Below are 18440 nucleotides of genomic sequence, written 5' to 3'. Positions count from 1 at the left end.
CGCAACAGCCAGTCCGGTTCCAACCTAATCATCACTTGCACCATGTCCTCTTTCCGCCCCGAGTTCATCCACGACATCCCCCGGCACTGGGCCGAGCAATCGCCCCATGCGCCTTGCCTGCATGAGGCCAGCGGGGTGCTTAGCTACGGCACGCTGTGGCAGCGCATCACCGCCACGCGCGACTGGCTTGCCGCGCAGGGCGTGGGGCAGGGCGACCGCGTGATGGTGGTGGGCGAGAACTGCGCCGAGATGGTGGTGATGCTGTTTGCCTGCAGTGCGCTGCACGCGTGGCCGATCCAGGTCAACGCACGGCTCTCGCCGCGCGAGATCGATGGCATCCGCGCGCATGCGCAGCCGTTGTTGACGTTCTTTACCGGTCATGTCTCCGATGTGGCGGCGGCGCATGCCAGGCGGCTCGGCGCACAGCCCACCGATTGCGTGGCGCTCGATCCCGGCCTCGCCAGCCTGCGTGCCGCGGAGGCGCCGCCGCGCGTGAGCGCCGCCGAGGCGCGAGACGTGGCCACGCTGATCTATACCTCCGGCACCACCGGCGCGCCCAAGGGCGTGATGGTGCCGCACGCCGGCCTGACCATCTTCGCGCGGATCTCGGCGACCTCGCGCCATCTCGGTCCCGACGACATTGCCTACGGCGCGCTGCCGCTGTCGCATATCTTCGGCATCGCCACCGTGCTGATGGCCACGCTGTACGCGGGCGCCAGCCTGGTGATGCGCCCGCGCTTCGATGCGGCGGACGTGTTCGCCGCGCTGGAGTCCCCCGGCGTCACCATGCTGCAAGGCGTGCCCACCATGTTCACGCGCATCATGGCGGTGGCGCGGGAGTCGTCGCTGGAGAGCGGCGCCGCTGCGTTTCCCCGCCTGCGTTATCTCTATACCGGCGGCGCGCCGCTGGACCCGACCCTCAAGCGCGACACCGAGGCATGGTTCGGCCAGCCGCTGCATCACGGCTACGGCATCACCGAATATGCCGGTTCGCTGTTCATCACCCGCATGGACGCGCCGCGCGCCGATTGCTCCGCCGGCTACATCGTCGAAGGCGTGGAGATCAACATCACCAACGAACAGGGCGAGCCGATGCCCGCGGGCGAACGCGGCCAGATCCGCGTGCGCGGACCCGGCGTGATGCGCGGCTATTTCCGCAACGCGGAGCAGACCGCCGAGGCGCTGCTGCCGGGCGGCTGGCTCAACACGGGCGATCTCGGCTTGCTTGGTGAAGACGGCGCACTGTTTATCGTGGGCCGCTCCAAGGACCTGATCATCCGCTCGGGGTTCAACGTCTACCCGATCGAGGTGGAATCCGTCATCAACGCCTTCCCCGGCGTGCGCCAGTCCGCCGTGGTCGGGCGCGCTGCCGCCGATGGCAACGAAGAAGTCGTGGCCTTTATCGAAACGCAGCCGGGCGCGAAGCTGGACACCGCCGCCCTGGAGGCCTACCTGCGGGAGAGCCTGGCGCCGTACAAGCGGCCCGCGCAGATCCGCGTGATCGAGACCATTCCCACCACCGCCAGCGGCAAGCTCTTGAAGCAGCCGCTGCGCGCCATGCTGGACGGCACCGCCGTAGCGGCATGACCCCCGGCGGCGGCTGATTCCATGAACTCGCCGCCGCCAGCGCTTCGCCGCGGGTCGAAGCGCTCTCGCCGCCAGCGCGCCTGCACGCCGGGGCACTGGCAAGACGCACAATCAGGAGGAGACAGATGAAACGATGGATGATGGCCGGCATGCTGCTGGCCTTGGTGCAAGGCGCCGCAATGGCGGACAACTATCCGGCGCGCCCGGTGAAGCTGATCGTGGGCTATGCCCCGGGCGGCCCGGTCGATACGGCCGCGCGCATCTACGCCGACTACCTGGGCCGCACGCTCAAGCAGCCGGTGGTGGTGGACAACCGCGCCGGCGCCAGCGGCGCCATCGCCGCGGACCTGACGGCAAAGGCAACGCCGGACGGCTACACGCTGTATTTCGTGGCCAGCCCCACCATGACCATGACGCCGCTGATCCAGAAGTCGGTGAACTTCAATCCCACCAAGGATTTCACCTATATCGGCCTGATCACCGACTACACCAACGTGCTGCTGATCAACAAGGATTTCCCCGCCAAGGATGTCACCGAGCTGGTCGAGTACGCGCGCAAGCATCCGGAAGGCGTCAGCTTCGGCTCGGCCGGCGTGGGCGCGTCCAACCATTTGTCCGCCGAGCTGCTCGCGCAGATGGGCGGGGTGAAGATGCTGCACGTACCCTACAAAGGCAACTCGCCGGCGATGGCCGATGTGATCGGTGGCAAGGTGACCTTCATGTTCGACATCACCGGCACTGCCATCGGCCATATCCAGGGGGGCAAGGTGCGCGCGCTGGCGGTGACGTCGAAGACGCGCAACGCGGCGCTGCCGACCGTGCCGACCATGATCGAGTCCGGCATGAAGAACTATGACCTGACCGGCTGGTACGCGCTGATCGGCCCGCAGAAACTGCCCGCCGATGTGGTGGACAAGCTGGTCAAGGCGCAGAAGTCGATCGGCGACGATCCTGCCTTCAAGCAGCGCATGACGCAGGGCGGCTACGATCTCGATATCACTGGCCCGAAACCGCTGGGCGAGCGCATTCAGCGCGAACTGAAGCTGTGGGGCGGGGTGGTGAAGACGGCGAATATCCAGGTGGATTGAGGCCGGATGGCTCCCCTCACCAGCTTGCGGGAGAGGGGAGCGCGGCGCCGTTCAGGCGCCCGGTGCGCGCTTGCGCAGCAGGTAACGCTGCAAGCCGTCGAGCACCAGCACGCCGTGCTGGTTATGCACCGTCGAGCGCAAGGTCAGCACGCCGGTGGTGCGGTTCGGCGCGAGTTCGCTGACTTCCAGCGTGCTGTACAGCGTATCGCCCACGTAGACCGGATGCAGGAAACGGCTGCTCTGGTCGAGAAACCCCTTCAGCGATTCCTCCACCATATGCGGGAACAGGCCGGCGCCCGCCGCCGTCTGGATCAGCACCTGGTAGCCGTGCGCCAGCATGTGCGGCATGCCGTGGGCGCGGCAGTACTCTGCGTCGTAATGCACCGGGTGGTTGTCGCCGCTGGCCAGCTGGAAGGCGGCGAACAATGCCTCGGTCATGGTGCGCGAGGGCAGCACAAAGCGTTCACCGGGCACAAAATCCTCGAAATAACGTTGTTCGCACATGCGGTGGCCGCGCGGGTCGAAGCGGGTCGCTTCGGGGTTCGCTGTGGATGGCTGGATGGTCATCGGTGGGTGTGGGGGGTGGTGGCGCGAAGCAGCGCGCCGGCAGAACAAACCACGCTGCGCCATGGCCTGGCGCAGCGCGGGTGCAGGGTCTATCCGGTCGATCCGGTCAATCCGGCTTGATGCCCAGCCGCTCCACCAGCGCCTTCTCCTGCGCGATCTGCTGCAGGGCAAAGCGGGTGTAGCCGGCGCTGTCCAGGTACATCAGGTCCTGGTCCTGCTGCTTGAGCGCGGCCAGATGCTGGGGGTCTTGCGCGGCGCGCCGCAGCGCAGCCTCCAGGATGCTGACCACCTTGGGGTCCATGCCCTTTGGCCCGGCCACGCCGTAGGGCGAGTTCGAGACGATGTCATAGCCGAGCTCGCGCAGCGTGGGCGCGTCGGGCCAGCGCGGCGAGCGCTGCGCCGTCCACAGATTCAGCCAGCGCAACTTGCCCGCATCGACCAGCGTGCCGGCCGCGCTGCCGGCGGCGCAGAGCTGCACATGGTTGCCCATCAGCGAGTTCAGGCAGTCGGCATCGCCCTTGAAGGGCACGTGGTTGACGGTGAGGTTCTCCCTGGTCACCAGCTCGATCATGGTGATGTGCGGCGAGCTGTACTGGCCCGGCGAGCCGTAGCTTACGGTGCCAGGCCGGGCGCGCGCGTCGCGCAGGAAATCGCCCCAGTTCTTCCACGGGGAATTGGCCGGCACCACTACGCCAAAGGTATAGCCAGTAATGCGCGAGAGGTAGGTGAAATCACGCGCCGGGTCAAAGGCGGTCTTCTGGATGAAGGGCTGGCGGAATACGGTGACCGGCATCATCGACAGCGTGTAGCCATCGGGTTTCGCTTGCCGCAGGGCAAGCGCGCCCATGGTGCCGGCCACGCCCGGCTTGTTGTCCACCACCACGGTCTGGCCAAGGGACCTCTGCAAGGCCACGGCAAACTGACGGACTACCACGTCGGTGGTGCCGCCCGGCGCATAGGGCACGATCAGCGTGACCGGGCGGGTGGGATAGGTGGGAGCGGACTGCGCCTGGACAAGCGTGGCGCAACCTAGCACGATAGCGGCGCCAGCTACGCGCCATGGGTTGCGGACTGCATGCATCGGAAGTCTCCTCTTGTTGTTGTTCCCTTCGTTCCCTTCGTTCCCGATGTTGTCGTTGTGATCGTCGTTGCTGTCCTTGCGCGGGTCAGTGCTCAACCACGGCCCATGCGTCCATCGCCTGGCCCCCGGCATCGTCGCCGGTCCACAAGATGATCTTGCCTGGCGTGCTGGCATCGGCCGCGCCGCCCACCGTCACCGTGTCGTGATCGAATATCGGGGCCAGCCCGCGGAACCCGAAACGGCGCACCGTGGCGCCGGGCATCTCGCGCGCCAGCAGGTCCAGCGTGAGCATCGCCTGCAGCGGGCCGTGCACGACCAGGCCGGGGTAGCCTTCTACGTCGCGCACGTAGTCGTGGTCGTAGTGGATGCGGTGGCCATTGAAGGTGAGCGCGGAGAAACGGAACAGCATCACCGGGTCGGCGCGCAACTGGCGCTGCCATTGCGCCTGGTGCGCCAGGCGTGCGCGCGCGGGCAGTGGCTGCCCCGGCTCCGGCATGGCGCGATAGACTAGGTCGTGGCGCTCGGTCAGCACGACCTCGCCCTTGACGGTGAGCACATGCTCCACGGTGACAAACCACAGTTCTCCACTGCGCCCGCTCTTGTGCTCGACATTGCGGATGGTGGATGTGCGCGTCACCGTATCCCCCACGCGCAGGGGCTTGTGGAAATCCAGTTCGCCGCCGGCCCACATGCGGCGCGGCAGCGGCACCGGCGGCATGAAGCCGCCCAGCGCCGGGTGGCCGTCCTGGCCAAGCTCGCGCTGGGGCGCGCGCGGCAGGAAGTAGAGCCAATGCCACAGCGGCGGCAGCGGGCCGCGCGCCAGCGCGTCGCCGTCGAGGTCGAGCGTGGCCGCGAGGCCGATCACGGGTTCCGGGGCGAGCGTCTCGGTGCGGCTTTCACTGCGGCCGATCCAGGTGCGCAGGGTTTCGAGTTGGGTCATGGCTGGGCGATTGCGGGTTCGGCGCCGGTTGGCGCGGCCAGCGCGAGCATGCGCCGGGCTTGTTCGATGACGGGGCGGTCGACCATCTTGCCGTCGACCTGCACGGCGTGGCTGCCGCTGGCGGTGGCGTCCAGCACGCGCTGCGCCCAGTCCAGCTGCTCGGCCGTGGGCAGGAAGCCCGCGCGCACCGCGGCAAGCTGGGCCGGATGAATGCACAGCTTGGCGGCAAAGCCGAGGGCGCGCGCGTGCGCGACATCGTCGGCCAGCACGGCTTCGTCCTTGAGCGCGGTGGTGACGCCATCCACGGGCGGCGGCAGGCCGGCCACGCGTGAAGCCAGCACAATGCGCGAGCGTGCCATCAGCAACGCTTCGCGGGTATGGGCGCAACCCAGGTCCACGGCGAAGTCCAGCGAGCCAAAGGCCAGCCGCGACACGCCTTGCGCGGTGGCGACCGCATCGATGCCGTGCAGGCCGCACGCGCTCTCGATGATCGCTACCAGGCGGCCCTGCGGGTTGGCCTGCGCCAGCGCCTGGGCGATCTCGCCAAGCGCGGCCGGGTCTTCTGCCTTGGGCACCAGCAAGCCGGCCAGCGGCGCGCCGGGCGGCAGGGCGCGCAGCCATGCCATGTCGGCGGCAAAGGCCGGCGAGCTGGCGTCGTTGATGCGCACATAGGCCCGCGTCTGCGTGCCGCGTTCCAGCAGCCACGCGGCAATGGCCGTGCGCGCGGCCGGCTTGGCGTGCGGATGCACGGCGTCCTCGAGATCGAGGATCAGCGCATCGGGCGCGGCGGCTGCGGCTTTGTCGAAGCGTTCGGGCCGGTCGCCCGGCACGAACAGATAGGTAATGGCGGTGGTGGCGGTGGTGACGTCGGACATGAAGCGAGTCTCGGTAAGATTGGCCGCGTTATTTCGCGACGGGCAGCCAGTCGTTGACGCTCGCCTGCTTCTCCAGCGCCCACACGCGGGCAATGATGGCGCGCATCTCGGCCTCGCTTGCGCCGTGGCGAAACGCGCCCAGCTGCAGCGCCTTGGCCTCGAGCTCCGGGCGCGACAGCGTATTGCCCGGATCGCCCTTGGGCACGTCCACGCGGCCCGCCAGCGTGCGGCCGTCGGTGGTCCTGACCGTGACGCGGCCGATCCACTGGCGCGGATACGCGGCATTGATCTCGTCGTCCAGCTCCATCTCCACCTTGTCGCGCAAGGCGGCCACCTTCGCGTCTTGCAGCGCGTGGTCCTCGAATTCGCCCAGGCCGGCGTGCGCATGCACGGCGACCAGGCCCAGCACGGTGCCCATGGAGAACTTGGCCTGGTGGATGGTCTTGGGATCGGTCACGGGGCCGAGCACATCGATGGCGCCCTGGTGCACGTGCGCGGTCACGCTGGCGATCTGGTCCGCGCTGATCTTCTCGCGCAGCATCAGGTCCTTGAGCGCATCAGCCGCCGGGTGCGTGTGACGGCACGAGGCGAAGAACTTGAACGAGGTCTCGGCGGTGGCCCAGCGCTTGCCCAGGCCGTCGGTCAGGGCGGCGGGGTTGGCGTCGCTGGACATGCCGGCGGCCATGCCCTGCGGGCCTTCGAGGATGCGCTTCGCGCCGGTAAAGCCAGCGCGTGCGATCCAGGCGGACATCAGGCCGTCGGCAGCTGCCTTGGCGGTGTGCAGTTGCTTGGAGTCCGCGGCGTCGCGCAGGAATTCCCACAGGCCCGCGGCCTGCGTGCCGGCCGAGCCGAGCGCCTGGTTGATGCCCTCAGCGTCCATGCCATACAGCTTGGCGACAGCGGCCGCTGCCGCCAGCGTGCCGACGGTGCCGGTGGTGTGGAACACGCGATAGTGCGAGCGGCCCATGAATTCGCCGATGCGGATGCCCGCCTCGTAACCGGCGATGGACGCCAGCAGTACTTCGGCGCCGCTCTTGCCTTCGGCCTGCGCGGCAGCGATCACGGCGGGGAACACCACGGCGGCGGGGTGCAGCACCGAGCCGTTATGCACGTCGTCCTGCTCCACCACGTGCGAGGAAGCGCCGTTGATCAGCGCGGCAAAGTACGGCGAGGTGCGGCGGCGATCGACCAGGACTTCCGCGGGACCCTGCTGCGGGCCCATGGCGGCGGCGAACTCCTGCAGCTTGCGCACGGCGGGCGCATCCTTGCCGGCAATGGCGGAGGCAATCCAGTCGAGGAACAGGTCCTTGGTGCGCTCCACCACGTCGGCGGGCACGTCGGCCAGCGTGAAGCGGGCCAGGAATTCGCACAGCTGGCGGGTGGGGTAGGTGTGGTCAGTGGCTTGGCTCATGCCGGCTCCGGGCGGTGTTCTGGGGTGGTGGTCTGTCTTTCTGTTCCTGCCCCTCTCCCGCAAGCGGGAGAGGGGAGCCACGTCTGCGCGACATTGTGCGCAGGCGCTACGCCTGCGCGTTGGCGTCATGGCTTCGCGCGGTCGTTCAAATCGTCTTGCTGTGCGTCATCCTGGCAATCTCGTCCGCGCCGTAGCCCAGCTCCGCCAGGATGGCCGCGCTATGCGCACCCAGCGCCGGGACGTCGCCCATCACCGGTTCCACGCCCGACAGGTTGGCCGGCGGCAGCAACGCCCCGATGGGGCCGCCGGGGCTGGCCACTTCGCGCCAGCGTCCGCGTGCAGCCAGTTGCGGGTGGTTCCACACGGCCTCGATATCGTTCATGGGCGCGTTGGCGATCTGCGCGTCGTCCAGCAGCGCTTCGACCTGCGTCACCGTCATCGGCGCGAAACGCGCTTCGATCAGCGCGGTCAGCTCGGTGCGGTTCTTGACGCGCCCCGAGTTGGAGGCGAAGCGCTCGTCCTTGAGCAGCTCTGGCTGCGCCAGCACCTTGTTGCAGAAGGCCTGCCATTCACGCTCGTTCTGCAGCCCGAAGATCACGCTGCCGCCGTCGCCGGTACGGTGCACGCCATACGGCGCGATGGCCGGGTGCGACGCGCCGAATCGCGCTGGCGCGTTGCCGCCGTAGTGGCCGAAGTACAGCGCGTAGTTCATCCACTCGGTCAGCGCCTCCAGCATGGTCACCTCCACGCGCAGGCCCTGGCCGGTGCGGCCGCGCTGCAGCAGCGCCGATAGGATGCCGCTATAGGCATACATGCCGGCCGCGATGTCGGCGATGGAGATCCCCGCGCGCGATGGCTCATCCGCGCTGCCGGTGATGCCGATCAGGCCTGCGGCCGCCTGGATCAGCAGGTCGTACGCCTTCTTGTCGCGATAGGGGCCGGCGTCTCCGTAGCCAGAAATATCGCAGACGATCAGCTTGCCGTAGCGCGGGTGCAGCGTGTCGAAATCCAGCCCCATGCGTGCAGCCGCGCCGGGCGCGAGGTTCTGCACCAGCACGTCCGCATCGGCCAGCAGGCGGTGCAGCACGGCTTGCGCCTCGTCCTGCTTGAGATCGAGCGTCAGGCTCTCCTTGCCGCGGTTGAGCCAGACGAAGTGCGAAGCCTGGCCATGGACGGTCTCATCGTAGCCACGCGCGAAATCGCCCACGCCGGGGCGTTCCACCTTGACCACGCGGGCGCCGAGGTCGGCCAGCTGGCGGGTTGCGAACGGCGCGGCCACGGCGTGTTCGAGGGAGACGACGCGGATGCCATCGAGCGGGCGGATACCCTGGTGCGAAGCAAGCATGGGGGCAGCCCTCAGAATGAACGCGGCAGCTCGAGCACATGCTCGGCCACATACGACAGGATCAGGTTGGTGGAGATCGGCGCGACCTGGTACAGGCGCGTCTCGCGGAACTTGCGCTCGATGTCGTATTCGGCTGCAAAGCCGAAGCCGCCGTGCGTCTGCAGGCAGACGTTGGCCGCTTCCCACGACGCATCGGCCGCGAGCAGCTTGGAGATGTTGGCTTCCTTGCCGCAGGGCTTGCCGGCATCGAACAGCGCGGCGGCCTTGTAGCGCATCAGGCTGGCCGCTTCCACGTTCACATAGGCACGCGCGATGGGGAACTGGATGCCCTGGTTCTGGCCGATCGGGCGGTCGAACACGATGCGCTCGCGCGCATAGCTGCTGGCGCGCTCGATGAACCAGTAGCCATCGCCCACGCACTCGGAGGCGATCAGGATGCGCTCGGCGTTCAGGCCGTCCAGGATGTACTTGAGGCCCTTGCCTTCCTCGCCGATCAGGTTCTCGGCGGGGATTTCCAGGTTGTCGAAGAACAGTTCGTTGGTCTCGTGGTTGACCATGTTGCGGATCGGCCGCACCGTCAGGCCCTTGCCGATGGCCTCGCGCAGGTCCACCACGAACACCGACAATCCCTCCGACTTGCGCTTGACCTGGTCAAGCGGCGTGGTGCGTGCCAGCAGCAGCATCAGGTCCGAGTGCTGCACGCGCGAGATCCACACCTTCTGGCCGTTGATGACGTAGCGGTCGCCCTTCTTCACCGCCGTGGTCTTGAGCTTGGTGGTATCGGTGCCGGTGGTGGGCTCGGTCACCGCCATCGACTGCATGCGCAGCTCGCCCGAGGCAATGCCCGGCAGCCAGCGCTGCTTCTGCTCGGCCGAGCCGTGGCGCAGCAGGCAGCCCATCACATACATCTGGCCGTGGCAGGCCCCGGAATTGCCGCCGGTACGGTTGATCTCTTCCATGATGACGGAGGCTGCCGTCAGCGGCAGGCCCGAGCCGCCGTATTCCTCGGGGATCAGGGCGGACAGCCAGCCGGCCTTGGTCAGCGCCTGCACGAACTCTTCGGGGAAGGCGTTCTGCTCTTCCACGCGTTGCCAGTAGGCGGAATCGAAGCCGGTGCACAGGGCACGCACGGCTTCGCGGATGTCGGGATACGGCTGGTCGTGCGATTGGTCTGCGAACATGAAAAGGGGCCCCGGTATGGACGTTATATGGACTTGATGGGATTTAGCTTGCGGCCATTATTCCCGAGGGCCTGCCGTGCGGTAATTCGGATTTGCGAAAGAGCGGCTTAGCGCCCCCGGAAGCAGGCCGGGCGGGCACGGCGCCGGGTGTGCGCGGCGCCGCACGGACTTGACGGCGCCCTGAGCGGCGCCCTGAGGCTTCTGGCCGGCTTTGCCCACCCTTAGGGAAATCCGTATTGCATATACGTCGCTTTATCGCCACGCTTGCCGGAAACGATAACGCGATAACGCGATAACGCGATCACGCCACGCAGCCACGCAGCCACGCAGCCGCACAGGCCGCACAGGCCGCACAGGCCGCACAGGCCGCACAGGCCGACGCGGGCGGGCGCCAGCCGGCATAACCCGGTCAATCCACCACGATGGAGACAAAAGACATGGCAGGCAGCAAGCAGCAGCGGCACAGGCAGGCCGGCAGCGAATACGCGGCGCAGGCGAAGCGGGCCCAGGCGCCATGGCGCTGGATGGCGCTCGCCGCGCTGGGCGTGGCGGCAGCACTCACCGCGCCCGCCCCGGCGCGCGCCGCCGATGCCTACCCCACCAGGCCGATCACCATGGTGGTTCCCTTTGCCGCGGGCGGCCCCACCGACGTGGTGGCGCGCACCATGGCCGCAGCCATGTCCAAGACCCTGGGCCAGAGCGTGGTGGTGGAAAACCGGCTCGGCGCCGGCGGCACCGTCTCCGCCGCCTACGTGGCCAAGGCCGCGCCGGACGGCTACACCATCCTGATCCACCACAACGGCATGGCCACCGCGCCGGCGCTGTACAGCAAGCTCCCCTACAAGCCGCTGACGGATTTCAGCTTTGTCGGCCAGGTCGCCGACGTGCCCATGACCCTGCTCGGCCGTCATGACTTGCCAGCCAGGACATTGCCTGAGCTGATCGCCTACATTCGCCAGAACCAGGGCAAGGTCAACCTGGCCAATGCCGGGCTGGGCGCGGTCTCGCAGCTGTGCGGCATGCTGTTCCAGAAGGCCATCGGCGTGGAGCTCACTGCCATTCCCTACCAGGGCACCGCGCCCGCGATGACAGCCCTGCTGGGCAGCCAGGTGGATATCCTGTGCGACCAGACCACCCAGACCTTGCCGCATATCAAGGCCGACAAGGTCAAGCTCTACGGCGTCACCACCAGCACGCGCATCAAGGCCTTGCCTGACACCGCCACGCTGGCCGAGAGTGGGCTCAAGGGCTTCGAGGTCAAGGTCTGGCATGGCATCTATGCCCCGCATGGCACGCCGCCTGCGGTCATCGACCGGCTCAACGGCGCCTTGCGCACCGCCTTGAAGGATCCGGCGGTGGCGGCGCGGCTGGCGGACCTGGGCGCCGAGATCGTGCCGCAGGACAAGCAGACGCCGGAAGGGCTGCGCACCTGGCTGCAGTCGGAGATCGAGAAATGGTCGCCGATCATCAAGGCAGCAGGGGTGAAGGCGGATTGAGCGCAGGGCGCGGGATCGCCGCGGCGCAAAGATAGTAAGATTTCCGGATCCATGCGCCAGCGCTGGCCCATCGGCTGAAGCTGATCGCGCCAGCGCTGGCTCTTTCACTACGGATCCGGGAGGCCTCTTTGTTCGATCGCGCCAGACAGCACTTCGCCGCGCTAACCACCCGCGCCGGGATTCACTCGCTGCGCCTCGTGCGCCAGACCGGCGAGCACTGCATGATGCGGCGCGGCGTCGCCGAGCCGCCGTCCTTCATGCAGGACATGGGCGCCATGCTCAGCGTGCGCCTGGATGGCGTGGAGGCCTACGCCGCCACCAGCGATCTCAGCGTGGCCGGCTTGCAGCGCGCGCTCGACAGCGCCGAGGCACTCGCCCGGCGGATCGCCGGGCGTGGCCTGGTCGACCTGCGTGGGCTGGAGCCGCCGCAAGGCCAGGCCCGCTACGAATCCCCTGGCTTGCATGGCGCGTTTCCCGGGCTGGCCGAGCGCTTCGCCTTGCTGGCGGCGGTGTCCGCCAGCGTGCCCGCCGATCCGCGGCTGGTGAACTGGCTGGTTTATCTCGATCACCAGCGCCATGAGCAGCTCTACCTGAATAGCGCAGGCGCCGAGCAATGGCAGGCGCTGCGCTTCGTCTATCCCGGCATCAGCGTGACCGCCTTCGACGGCAGCGACAGCCAGACCCGCAGCTTCGGCGGCTTCGGCAGCGGCCAGCAGGGCGGGGCGGAGGTCATCGCGCGGCTCGGTTTCGCTGGCGCCGCATCGCGGGTGGCGGACGAAGCCTTGCAGTTGCTGCTGGCGCCCAATGCGCCGAGCGGCCCGACCGACTTGTTGCTGATGCCGGACCAGATGATGCTGCAGATCCACGAATCCATCGGCCATCCGCTGGAACTGGATCGCATCCTCGGCGATGAGCGCAATTACGCGGGCACCAGCTTTATCGGGCTGGAGGACTTCGGCCGCTACCAGTACGGCTCGGACCTGCTCAATATCAGCTTCGACCCGGGCATCCCCGAGGAACTGGCCAGCTACGGCCACGATGACGAAGGCCAGCCCGCGCAGAAGGCATTCCTGATCCGGGATGGCCTGCTGCTGCGCCCGCTGGGCGGCGCGCTGTCGCAATGGCGCAGCGGGCTGCCGGGGGTGGCAAACAGCCGGGCCTGCAACTGGAACCGCCCGCCCATCGATCGCATGGCCAACCTCAACCTGGAGCCGGGCGACCGCACCATGGCGCAACTTGTCGGCGGCATCGAACGCGGCATCCTGATGTCGTCCAATCGTTCGTGGTCCATCGACGATGCGCGCAACAAATTCCAGTTCGGCTGCGAATGGGGGCGCCTGATCGAGGACGGCGAGCTCAGGGGCGTGGTCAAGAACCCGAACTATCGCGGCGTTTCCGCGAATTTCTGGCGCAGCCTGGCCGCCGTTGGCGATGCCAGTACCTTCGAGGTGCACGGCACGCCTTACTGCGGCAAGGGCGAGCCCAACCAGGTGGTGCGCGTCGGCCACGCTTCGCCGGCCTGCGTGTTCAAGCAAGTGGAAGTCTTTGGAGGTGCCGCGTGATGACGGATGCGCAGTCGTTGTTTGCGGCGCTGGCCGAGGATGTGCGCAAGGCGCTGGGAGAGGGCGAAGCCTTCACGCTGTGGTACAGCGCGGAGGCGTCCGAGTTCATCCGCTTCAACCGCGCGAGGGTGCGCCAGGCCGGACAGGTGCGGCAGGCCACGGCCCGGCTCCAGCTGATCCGCGACGAGCGCCACGCCAATATCGGCCTCGCGCTGTCGGGCGATCCCGCAACCGATCAGCAGCGCCTCGCCGACGGCCTGCTGCAGTTGCGCGAGGCTATCGGCCAGTTGCAGCCGGACCCCTACCTGATGCTGGAGCGCGCGCCCTGGCAGCGCACGCTGGCCGATGCGGCCGCACCGCCGGACACCGCCGAAGTGCTCGCGCAGATAGAAGAGGCCGCGCATGGGCTCGACCTGGTCGGCATTTATGCCGCCGGCCCGCTCTACCGTGGCTTCGCCAGCAGCTTCGGCGCTTTCGGCTGGCATGCCGCGCAGGGCTTCCATTTCGACTGGAGCCTGTTTCACGAGAGCGGCCAGGCCGTGAAGGCCGACTACGCGGGCTCGCGCTGGGACGCTGCCGAGTTCGCCAGCCGCTTTGCCCAGGCGCGCCGGCAACTGGAGCACCTGGGCAAGCCGCAGCGCGTGCTGCCGCCCGGCGACTACCGGGCCTACCTGGCCCCCGCCGCCCTCGACGAAGTGCTCGGCATGTGTTCCTGGGGCGGCTTCTCGGCCCGTGCGCTGGCGCAGAAGGAAAGCCCGCTGCAGCGGCTGTACGATGGCGGCGCCCGGCTTAGCCACTTGCTTGACCTGGACGAACGCGCAAGCGGCACGCTGGCTCCGGCCTTCGGCCCGGAAGGCATTCCACGCAGCGACGTGACGCTCGTGCAGGCGGGGCTGCCTGCGGGCCGCCTGGTCTACCCCCGCAGTGCGCGCGAGTACGATCTCGCGGCCAATTCCGCCAGTGCCGGTGAGGCGCCACAGTCCCTTGCCATGGCGGCTGGCAAGCTTGCGCAGGACGACGTGCTCGCGGCGCTCGGCACGGGCCTCTATATAGGTAACCTCTGGTATCTCAACTGGTCCGATGCGCCAGCAGCCCGCATGACCGGCATGACGCGCTTCGCCACCTTCTGGGTGGAAGATGGCCGCATCCAGGCGCCGCTTGGCACGATGCGCTTTGACGATAGCATCTATAGCTTCCTGGGCGAGCACCTTGAGGCGCTGACCAGCGAGCGGCAGTTGCGGGTGTCGAGCAATACCTATGGCGAGCGGCAGACCGATTCGGCGCTGTTGCCAGGTGCGCTGACCGGAAAACTAACGTTGACGCTCTGAGCCAATGAGGCGCTGGCGCACTGGCTCCTCAGCGTTGCCCAAACTGCATTCCCGAACGCAAAAAGGGCTGAGTCACCATGGCCTGGTAAGGCGCTGGCTCAGGAATTCCTCGAAGTCCTGGACTTGCCCGCAAATGATGTGGATATAGACGGTGTCGGTGTCGGGGGCGACCCTGTAGATGATTCGCTGCTGATGTGTCAGATGTTGCCTGAAGCCATCCGCGAAGCCTGCCAGCTCGTCGGGGCGAGTACCGGATGCAGGAAACTCGGCAATGTGCGCCACCTTCTCCTGAATCTGCTTCTTGACGGCCAGCCAGGTTCCCTCGGGTTTGAATCTGACCAGATAGCGCCTGAGGTCGATCAAGTCTTGCTTGGCGGATTCAAGAAAGACCACCTTCATGCGCCGTCTTTTTTATCCAGCTGATCCAGTTCAGCAAAGACGTCTGCCGCCATTGTCACCTTGCCCTGCGCGATCTCTTTCTCGCCGAGCGCCAGGATCTTCAATAGCGCGATGGTCTGTCGCTGCGCTTCATAGCTGGCAATGTCTTGCACGACGAGTTTGGCCTCGCCATTCTGGGTAATGATCAAAGGCTCGCGCGTCTCGCTGAGCTCCGTGACGATACGGGCCGCATCGCTTTTCAGAAAGCTGATCGGCTTGATGTTCGAGAGTTTCACGGGGCGGTCTTTCGAGAGTTACCGAAAAACCGAATATAGACCGAATTCGGTCTGGCGTCCATTTCGCGGAATGACCACCCGCAGCCTGGCCGGGATTCGCGCTCAAACCGGTTCCCGCGCCGCATCCGTCAGATACTGGATCAGCGTCTCGGCAAACTGCGGCAACTCCCGCCCCGGCCGGCGCACCAGGCGTAGATCGCGCTTGGCCCATTCATCCTCGAGCGGAATAAACCGCAGCACCTTGCGGCTGGCATAACGCCGCGCGCAGCTATTGGGCACGATGGCAATGCCCGCGCCTGCCTCCACCATCCGGCACACGGCGTCGAAGCTGCCCAGCTGGATGCGCAGGCTGATGCGCTTGCCCATGCCGCTGGCGATGCGGTCCAGGAAGGACTGGATGGCGCTGAACTGGTTCAGGCCCACGAAGCGACAGGTATCCAGCAGGTCGGCAAAGTGCAGGCTGGTGAATTGCGGCAGCGGGTGGTTGACCGGCGCGATCACGATCAGTTCGTCGCTGCAGAGCTGCATGACCTCCAGGTCATTGGTGGCGACCTCGCCAGCGACGATGCCAAGATCCGCGGCGCCGGCGCTGATGGCCGAGACGATGGCCTGCGAGAGTTGTTCCTCCAGCTCGATATCCACATCCGGGTTCTCCGCCAGGAAGCGCGACAGCGCGGTGGCGAGGAAGGAATTGGTGGCGGTCGTGTTGGCCAGCAGGCGCACGCGTCCTTTGACGCCTTTGGCGTAAGGGCGCAGGTCGGAGTGCAGGCACTCCAGTTCGCGGAACACTTCGCGCGCGTGGCGCAAGAGGGCGTCGCCGGCGGGCGTCAGGCGCACGCCCTTGACCTGGCGGATCAGCAACTGGGTCTGGAAGGCCTCTTCCAGTTGCTTGATGCGGGTGCTGGCGGCGGGCAGGGAGAGGAAGCTGCGCTCGGCGGCGCGGGTCAGGTTTTCGGTCTCGCCGACGTTGAGGAACAGGCGCAGGTCGGTCAGGTCGTAATGCATGTGTTTCGCTGGGCCAAAGGCCTCTTTTGTCAATCGTGAATAGCAATGTCCCCGCCGTCAATTTATCGTATTCGGCATGGCAAGAGAACCATAAAGGCGGGCTCGTCCGTATTGCGCGGGCGGTTACCGGCTTACCTTGCGCAAAGGCGGCGCGAAACCCGAGCCGCCGCGCAGCCACCCAGGAGGACGACACATGACAGTTCGGCGCTACAGCGCAAGCAGGCTGGCGGGCGTGGCCACCATGCTGGGCGTGGCTACCTTGGCCACCGTGGGCGGCGCCGCCGCAGCCGGCTATCCGGACAAGCCGGTGCGCCTGATCGTGCCCGCGGCGGCGGGAGGCACCACCGATATCGCCTCGCGGCTGGTCGGCAAGCGCCTCTCCGAGCTGCTGGGCCAGCCCGTGGTGGTGGAAAACCGTGCCGGCGCGGCCGGCATCGTTGGCGTGCAGGCACTGCGCCAGGCCGCGCCGGACGGCTACACGCTGATGATGGGCAATATCGGCCCCAATGCCATCAACTACGGCCTGTACAAGCAACTTCCCTACCGTGCCGAGGACTTCGCGCCGATCACCATGGTGGTCTCGGTGCCCAATGTGCTGGTGGTCAACGCCAAGGTGCCTGCCCGCAATGTGGCGGAACTGGTCGCGCTGGCCAGGTCCCAGCCGGGCAAGCTCTCGTTTGCCTCGTCGGGGACCGGGCAATCGGTGCACCTGTCCGGCGAGCTGTTCAAGAAGCGCACCGGCATCGACATCATCCATGTGCCCTACAAGGGTGCCGCGCCGGCCGTGGCCGACCTGGTCGCCGGGCAGGTGACGATGATGGTGGACAACCTGCCCAGCTCGCTGCCGCATATCCAGTCCGGCAAGCTGCGCGCGCTGGCGGTGACCAGCGCCACGCGCGTGGCCGAGTTGCCCGACGTGCCCACCATGAAGGAAGCCGGGCTCGACGACTTCCAGGTGACCGCATGGTTCGGCCTGGTGGCGCCGGCGGGCACGCCGGCCGCGGTGGTCTCGCGCCTGCAAAAGACGGTGGCCGGCATCCTGGCCGAGCCTGAAGTGAAGACGCGCCTGGCCGATCTCGGCGGCGTGCCGGGCGGCGACACGCCCGAGCATTTCGCCAGGTTCATCGACGCGGAGCGCGTGCGCTGGGCCAAGGTGGTGAAGGACACCGGCATTCCACAGCAATGAGGGCGGGCCCGCGGCACGGCACGCGACACCACCACACCACCACACCACCACACCACCACACCACCACACCACCACACCACGACACAACGAGAGGGCAAGGCATGCAAGCACTGAAAGCGCGCCACCGCAGGTCATGGCTACAGGCCGTGCTGATCGCCCCGCTCGCGGTGGGGCTGCTGGGCGCGAGCGCTTCGGCGCTGGCCGAAACCTGGCCCAACAAGCCGATCCAGTTGCTGATTCCCTATCCGCCGGGCGGCAGCGCCGACCTGCTGGCGCGCCCCGTGGCGGCCAAGCTGCAGGAGCGGCTGGGCCAGCCCGTGGTGCTCGACTACCGGCCGGGCGCCGGCGGCACCATTGCCTCGCAGCAGCTTGCGCGCGCCAGGCCGGACGGCAACACGCTGATCATGGTGCTGGCCGCGCACGCCATCAATGCCAGCCTCTATCCCAAGCTGCCGTATGACACCCGCAAGGATTTCGCGCCGGTGTCGCTGGTGGCCAACCTGCCGCTGATCCTGGCCGGCAGCCCCTCGCTGAAGGCCAGGACCGTGCCTGAGCTGATCGCCGCGGCCAAGGCCGCGCCGGGGCAGCTCACTTTTGCCTCAGCGGGCAATGGCAACACGGGCCACCTGGCCGGCGAGCTGTTCGACAGCCTGGCCGGCGTCAAGATGACCCACGTGCCGTACAAGGGCAGCGCGCAGGTGGTCAACGCCATGCTGGCCGGCGAGGTGCAGCTGACCTTCGACAGCATTTCCACCTCGATGCCGCATATCCGCAGCGGCCGGCTCAAGGCGCTCGCCGTGACCAGCGCCAGGCGCGCCACGCTGGCGCCGGACGTGCCCACGCTGTCCGAGGCCGGCGTTCCCGGCTTCGACATCAATGGCTGGTACGCGGTGCTGGCGCCGGCTGGCACGCCGAGCGCCATTGTCGAGCGGCTTAGCAAGGAAATCGCGGCTGTGTTGACCCAGCCCGAGCTGCGCGCGAACCTGGCATCCAACGGCTATGAGCCGGTGGGTTCCACGCCGGCGGCGCTGGGCGCGCATATCGATGCCGAGATCACGCGCTGGAGCAAGGTCGTGAAGGACTCGGGCGCACGCCTGGAATAAGAGGTCTCAAC

General features: G+C 67.5%; 17 protein-coding genes. 7 read left to right on the top strand and 10 right to left on the bottom strand.

Going from position 1 to position 18440, the window contains the following annotated elements:
- Window positions 1-42: 42 nt before the first annotated feature.
- Complete coding sequence (locus RR42_RS36635; RefSeq protein ID WP_043357255.1) at window positions 43-1587, top strand: class I adenylate-forming enzyme family protein; 1545 nt, start codon at window positions 43-45, stop codon at window positions 1585-1587.
- A 125-nt stretch (window positions 1588-1712) separates the two neighbouring features.
- Window positions 1713-2675: a Bug family tripartite tricarboxylate transporter substrate binding protein gene (locus tag RR42_RS36630; RefSeq protein ID WP_043357252.1), complete on the top strand. Its 963-nt coding sequence runs from the start codon at window positions 1713-1715 to the stop codon at window positions 2673-2675.
- A gap of 51 nt (window positions 2676-2726) precedes the next feature.
- On the opposite strand, the gene RR42_RS36625 is transcribed toward RR42_RS36630, so the two are convergent.
- The 7 genes from RR42_RS36625 to RR42_RS36595 form a co-directional block, all read right to left on the bottom strand.
- Window positions 2727-3242 (bottom strand): MaoC family dehydratase, encoded by a 516-nt coding sequence (locus RR42_RS36625; protein WP_052495205.1) that lies wholly within the window; start codon window positions 3240-3242, stop codon window positions 2727-2729.
- Window positions 3243-3348: 106 nt separating this feature from the next.
- Window positions 3349-4323 carry a tripartite tricarboxylate transporter substrate binding protein gene (locus tag RR42_RS36620; RefSeq protein ID WP_043357250.1) on the bottom strand — a complete coding sequence of 325 codons (975 nt, stop codon included), beginning with the start codon at window positions 4321-4323 and terminating at the stop codon, window positions 3349-3351.
- Between the two features lie 85 nt (window positions 4324-4408).
- On the bottom strand, window positions 4409-5263 hold the full coding sequence (locus RR42_RS36615; RefSeq protein ID WP_043357247.1) for an FAS1-like dehydratase domain-containing protein: 855 nt from the start codon (window positions 5261-5263) through the stop codon (window positions 4409-4411).
- Window positions 5260-6138, bottom strand: a complete 879-nt coding sequence (locus tag RR42_RS36610; protein WP_043357245.1) for an HpcH/HpaI aldolase/citrate lyase family protein — start codon at window positions 6136-6138, stop codon at window positions 5260-5262. The genes RR42_RS36615 and RR42_RS36610 overlap by 4 nt, the downstream gene beginning before the upstream one ends.
- 28 nt (window positions 6139-6166) lie before the next feature.
- Window positions 6167-7549 (bottom strand): MmgE/PrpD family protein, encoded by a 1383-nt coding sequence (locus tag RR42_RS36605; RefSeq protein ID WP_043357242.1) that lies wholly within the window; start codon window positions 7547-7549, stop codon window positions 6167-6169.
- A 145-nt stretch (window positions 7550-7694) separates the two neighbouring features.
- Window positions 7695-8894 carry a CaiB/BaiF CoA transferase family protein gene (locus RR42_RS36600; protein ID WP_043357240.1) on the bottom strand — a complete coding sequence of 400 codons (1200 nt, stop codon included), beginning with the start codon at window positions 8892-8894 and terminating at the stop codon, window positions 7695-7697.
- Window positions 8895-8905: 11 nt separating this feature from the next.
- Window positions 8906-10075: an acyl-CoA dehydrogenase family protein gene (locus tag RR42_RS36595; protein WP_043357238.1), complete on the bottom strand. Its 1170-nt coding sequence runs from the start codon at window positions 10073-10075 to the stop codon at window positions 8906-8908.
- 524 nt (window positions 10076-10599) lie between these two features.
- On the opposite strand from RR42_RS36595, the gene RR42_RS36590 reads away from it, so the two are divergent.
- The 3 genes from RR42_RS36590 to RR42_RS36580 all read left to right on the top strand — a co-directional run bounded on the left by RR42_RS36590 (window position 10600) and on the right by RR42_RS36580 (window position 14461).
- On the top strand, window positions 10600-11571 hold the full coding sequence (locus RR42_RS36590) for a tripartite tricarboxylate transporter substrate-binding protein (protein WP_052495334.1): 972 nt from the start codon (window positions 10600-10602) through the stop codon (window positions 11569-11571).
- Between the two features lie 128 nt (window positions 11572-11699).
- Window positions 11700-13133 (top strand): TldD/PmbA family protein, encoded by a 1434-nt coding sequence (locus RR42_RS36585; RefSeq protein WP_043357236.1) that lies wholly within the window; start codon window positions 11700-11702, stop codon window positions 13131-13133.
- Window positions 13133-14461 (top strand): TldD/PmbA family protein, encoded by a 1329-nt coding sequence (locus tag RR42_RS36580; RefSeq protein WP_043357235.1) that lies wholly within the window; start codon window positions 13133-13135, stop codon window positions 14459-14461. Before RR42_RS36585 ends, RR42_RS36580 begins: the two co-directional genes overlap by 1 nt.
- A 72-nt stretch (window positions 14462-14533) precedes the next feature.
- On the opposite strand, the gene RR42_RS36575 is transcribed toward RR42_RS36580, so the two are convergent.
- From RR42_RS36575 to RR42_RS36565, 3 genes are all read right to left on the bottom strand, one after another.
- The gene (locus tag RR42_RS36575) at window positions 14534-14860 is read right to left on the bottom strand and encodes a type II toxin-antitoxin system RelE/ParE family toxin (RefSeq protein ID WP_043357234.1); all 327 of its coding nucleotides are present in this window, start codon (window positions 14858-14860) and stop codon (window positions 14534-14536) included.
- On the bottom strand, window positions 14857-15135 hold the full coding sequence (locus tag RR42_RS36570) for a type II toxin-antitoxin system Phd/YefM family antitoxin (RefSeq protein WP_043357233.1): 279 nt from the start codon (window positions 15133-15135) through the stop codon (window positions 14857-14859). The genes RR42_RS36575 and RR42_RS36570 overlap by 4 nt, the downstream gene beginning before the upstream one ends.
- A gap of 102 nt (window positions 15136-15237) precedes the next feature.
- A complete protein-coding gene (locus RR42_RS36565) occupies window positions 15238-16140 on the bottom strand; it encodes a LysR family transcriptional regulator (protein WP_043357232.1) in 903 nt (300 codons plus the stop codon).
- A gap of 193 nt (window positions 16141-16333) precedes the next feature.
- On the opposite strand from RR42_RS36565, the gene RR42_RS36560 reads away from it, so the two are divergent.
- Together RR42_RS36560 and RR42_RS36555 are read left to right on the top strand one after the other, a co-directional pair.
- The gene (locus RR42_RS36560; RefSeq protein WP_043357231.1) at window positions 16334-17326 is read left to right on the top strand and encodes a Bug family tripartite tricarboxylate transporter substrate binding protein; all 993 of its coding nucleotides are present in this window, start codon (window positions 16334-16336) and stop codon (window positions 17324-17326) included.
- A 101-nt stretch (window positions 17327-17427) separates the two neighbouring features.
- Window positions 17428-18429, top strand: a complete 1002-nt coding sequence (locus RR42_RS36555) for a tripartite tricarboxylate transporter substrate binding protein (protein ID WP_043357230.1) — start codon at window positions 17428-17430, stop codon at window positions 18427-18429.
- Window positions 18430-18440 lie beyond the last annotated feature (11 nt).

Origin of the sequence: Cupriavidus basilensis, assembly GCF_000832305.1 — a bacterium.
In the GTDB taxonomy this organism is placed as follows: Bacteria; Pseudomonadota; Gammaproteobacteria; order Burkholderiales; family Burkholderiaceae; genus Cupriavidus; species Cupriavidus basilensis_F.
Note: the sequence above shows the minus strand (reverse complement) of the source record. Positions and strands in the feature narration are given on the sequence as shown.

Excerpts from the sequence above, each read along its gene's own strand:
- RR42_RS36635 (WP_043357255.1), top strand. The coding sequence starts at position 43 with ATGTCCTCTTTCCGCCCCGAGTTCATCCACGACATCCCCCGGCACTGG.
- RR42_RS36630 (WP_043357252.1), top strand. The coding sequence starts at position 1,713 with ATGAAACGATGGATGATGGCCGGCATGCTGCTGGCCTTGGTGCAAGGC.
- RR42_RS36625 (WP_052495205.1), bottom strand. The coding sequence starts at position 3,242 with ATGACCATCCAGCCATCCACAGCGAACCCCGAAGCGACCCGCTTCGAC.
- RR42_RS36620 (WP_043357250.1), bottom strand. The coding sequence starts at position 4,323 with ATGCATGCAGTCCGCAACCCATGGCGCGTAGCTGGCGCCGCTATCGTG.
- RR42_RS36615 (WP_043357247.1), bottom strand. The coding sequence starts at position 5,263 with ATGACCCAACTCGAAACCCTGCGCACCTGGATCGGCCGCAGTGAAAGC.
- RR42_RS36610 (WP_043357245.1), bottom strand. The coding sequence starts at position 6,138 with ATGTCCGACGTCACCACCGCCACCACCGCCATTACCTATCTGTTCGTG.
- RR42_RS36605 (WP_043357242.1), bottom strand. The coding sequence starts at position 7,549 with ATGAGCCAAGCCACTGACCACACCTACCCCACCCGCCAGCTGTGCGAA.
- RR42_RS36600 (WP_043357240.1), bottom strand. The coding sequence starts at position 8,894 with ATGCTTGCTTCGCACCAGGGTATCCGCCCGCTCGATGGCATCCGCGTC.
- RR42_RS36595 (WP_043357238.1), bottom strand. The coding sequence starts at position 10,075 with ATGTTCGCAGACCAATCGCACGACCAGCCGTATCCCGACATCCGCGAA.
- RR42_RS36590 (WP_052495334.1), top strand. The coding sequence starts at position 10,600 with ATGGCGCTCGCCGCGCTGGGCGTGGCGGCAGCACTCACCGCGCCCGCC.
- RR42_RS36580 (WP_043357235.1), top strand. The coding sequence starts at position 13,133 with ATGACGGATGCGCAGTCGTTGTTTGCGGCGCTGGCCGAGGATGTGCGC.
- RR42_RS36575 (WP_043357234.1), bottom strand. The coding sequence starts at position 14,860 with ATGAAGGTGGTCTTTCTTGAATCCGCCAAGCAAGACTTGATCGACCTC.
- RR42_RS36565 (WP_043357232.1), bottom strand. The coding sequence starts at position 16,140 with ATGCATTACGACCTGACCGACCTGCGCCTGTTCCTCAACGTCGGCGAG.
- RR42_RS36560 (WP_043357231.1), top strand. The coding sequence starts at position 16,334 with ATGACAGTTCGGCGCTACAGCGCAAGCAGGCTGGCGGGCGTGGCCACC.
- RR42_RS36555 (WP_043357230.1), top strand. The coding sequence starts at position 17,428 with ATGCAAGCACTGAAAGCGCGCCACCGCAGGTCATGGCTACAGGCCGTG.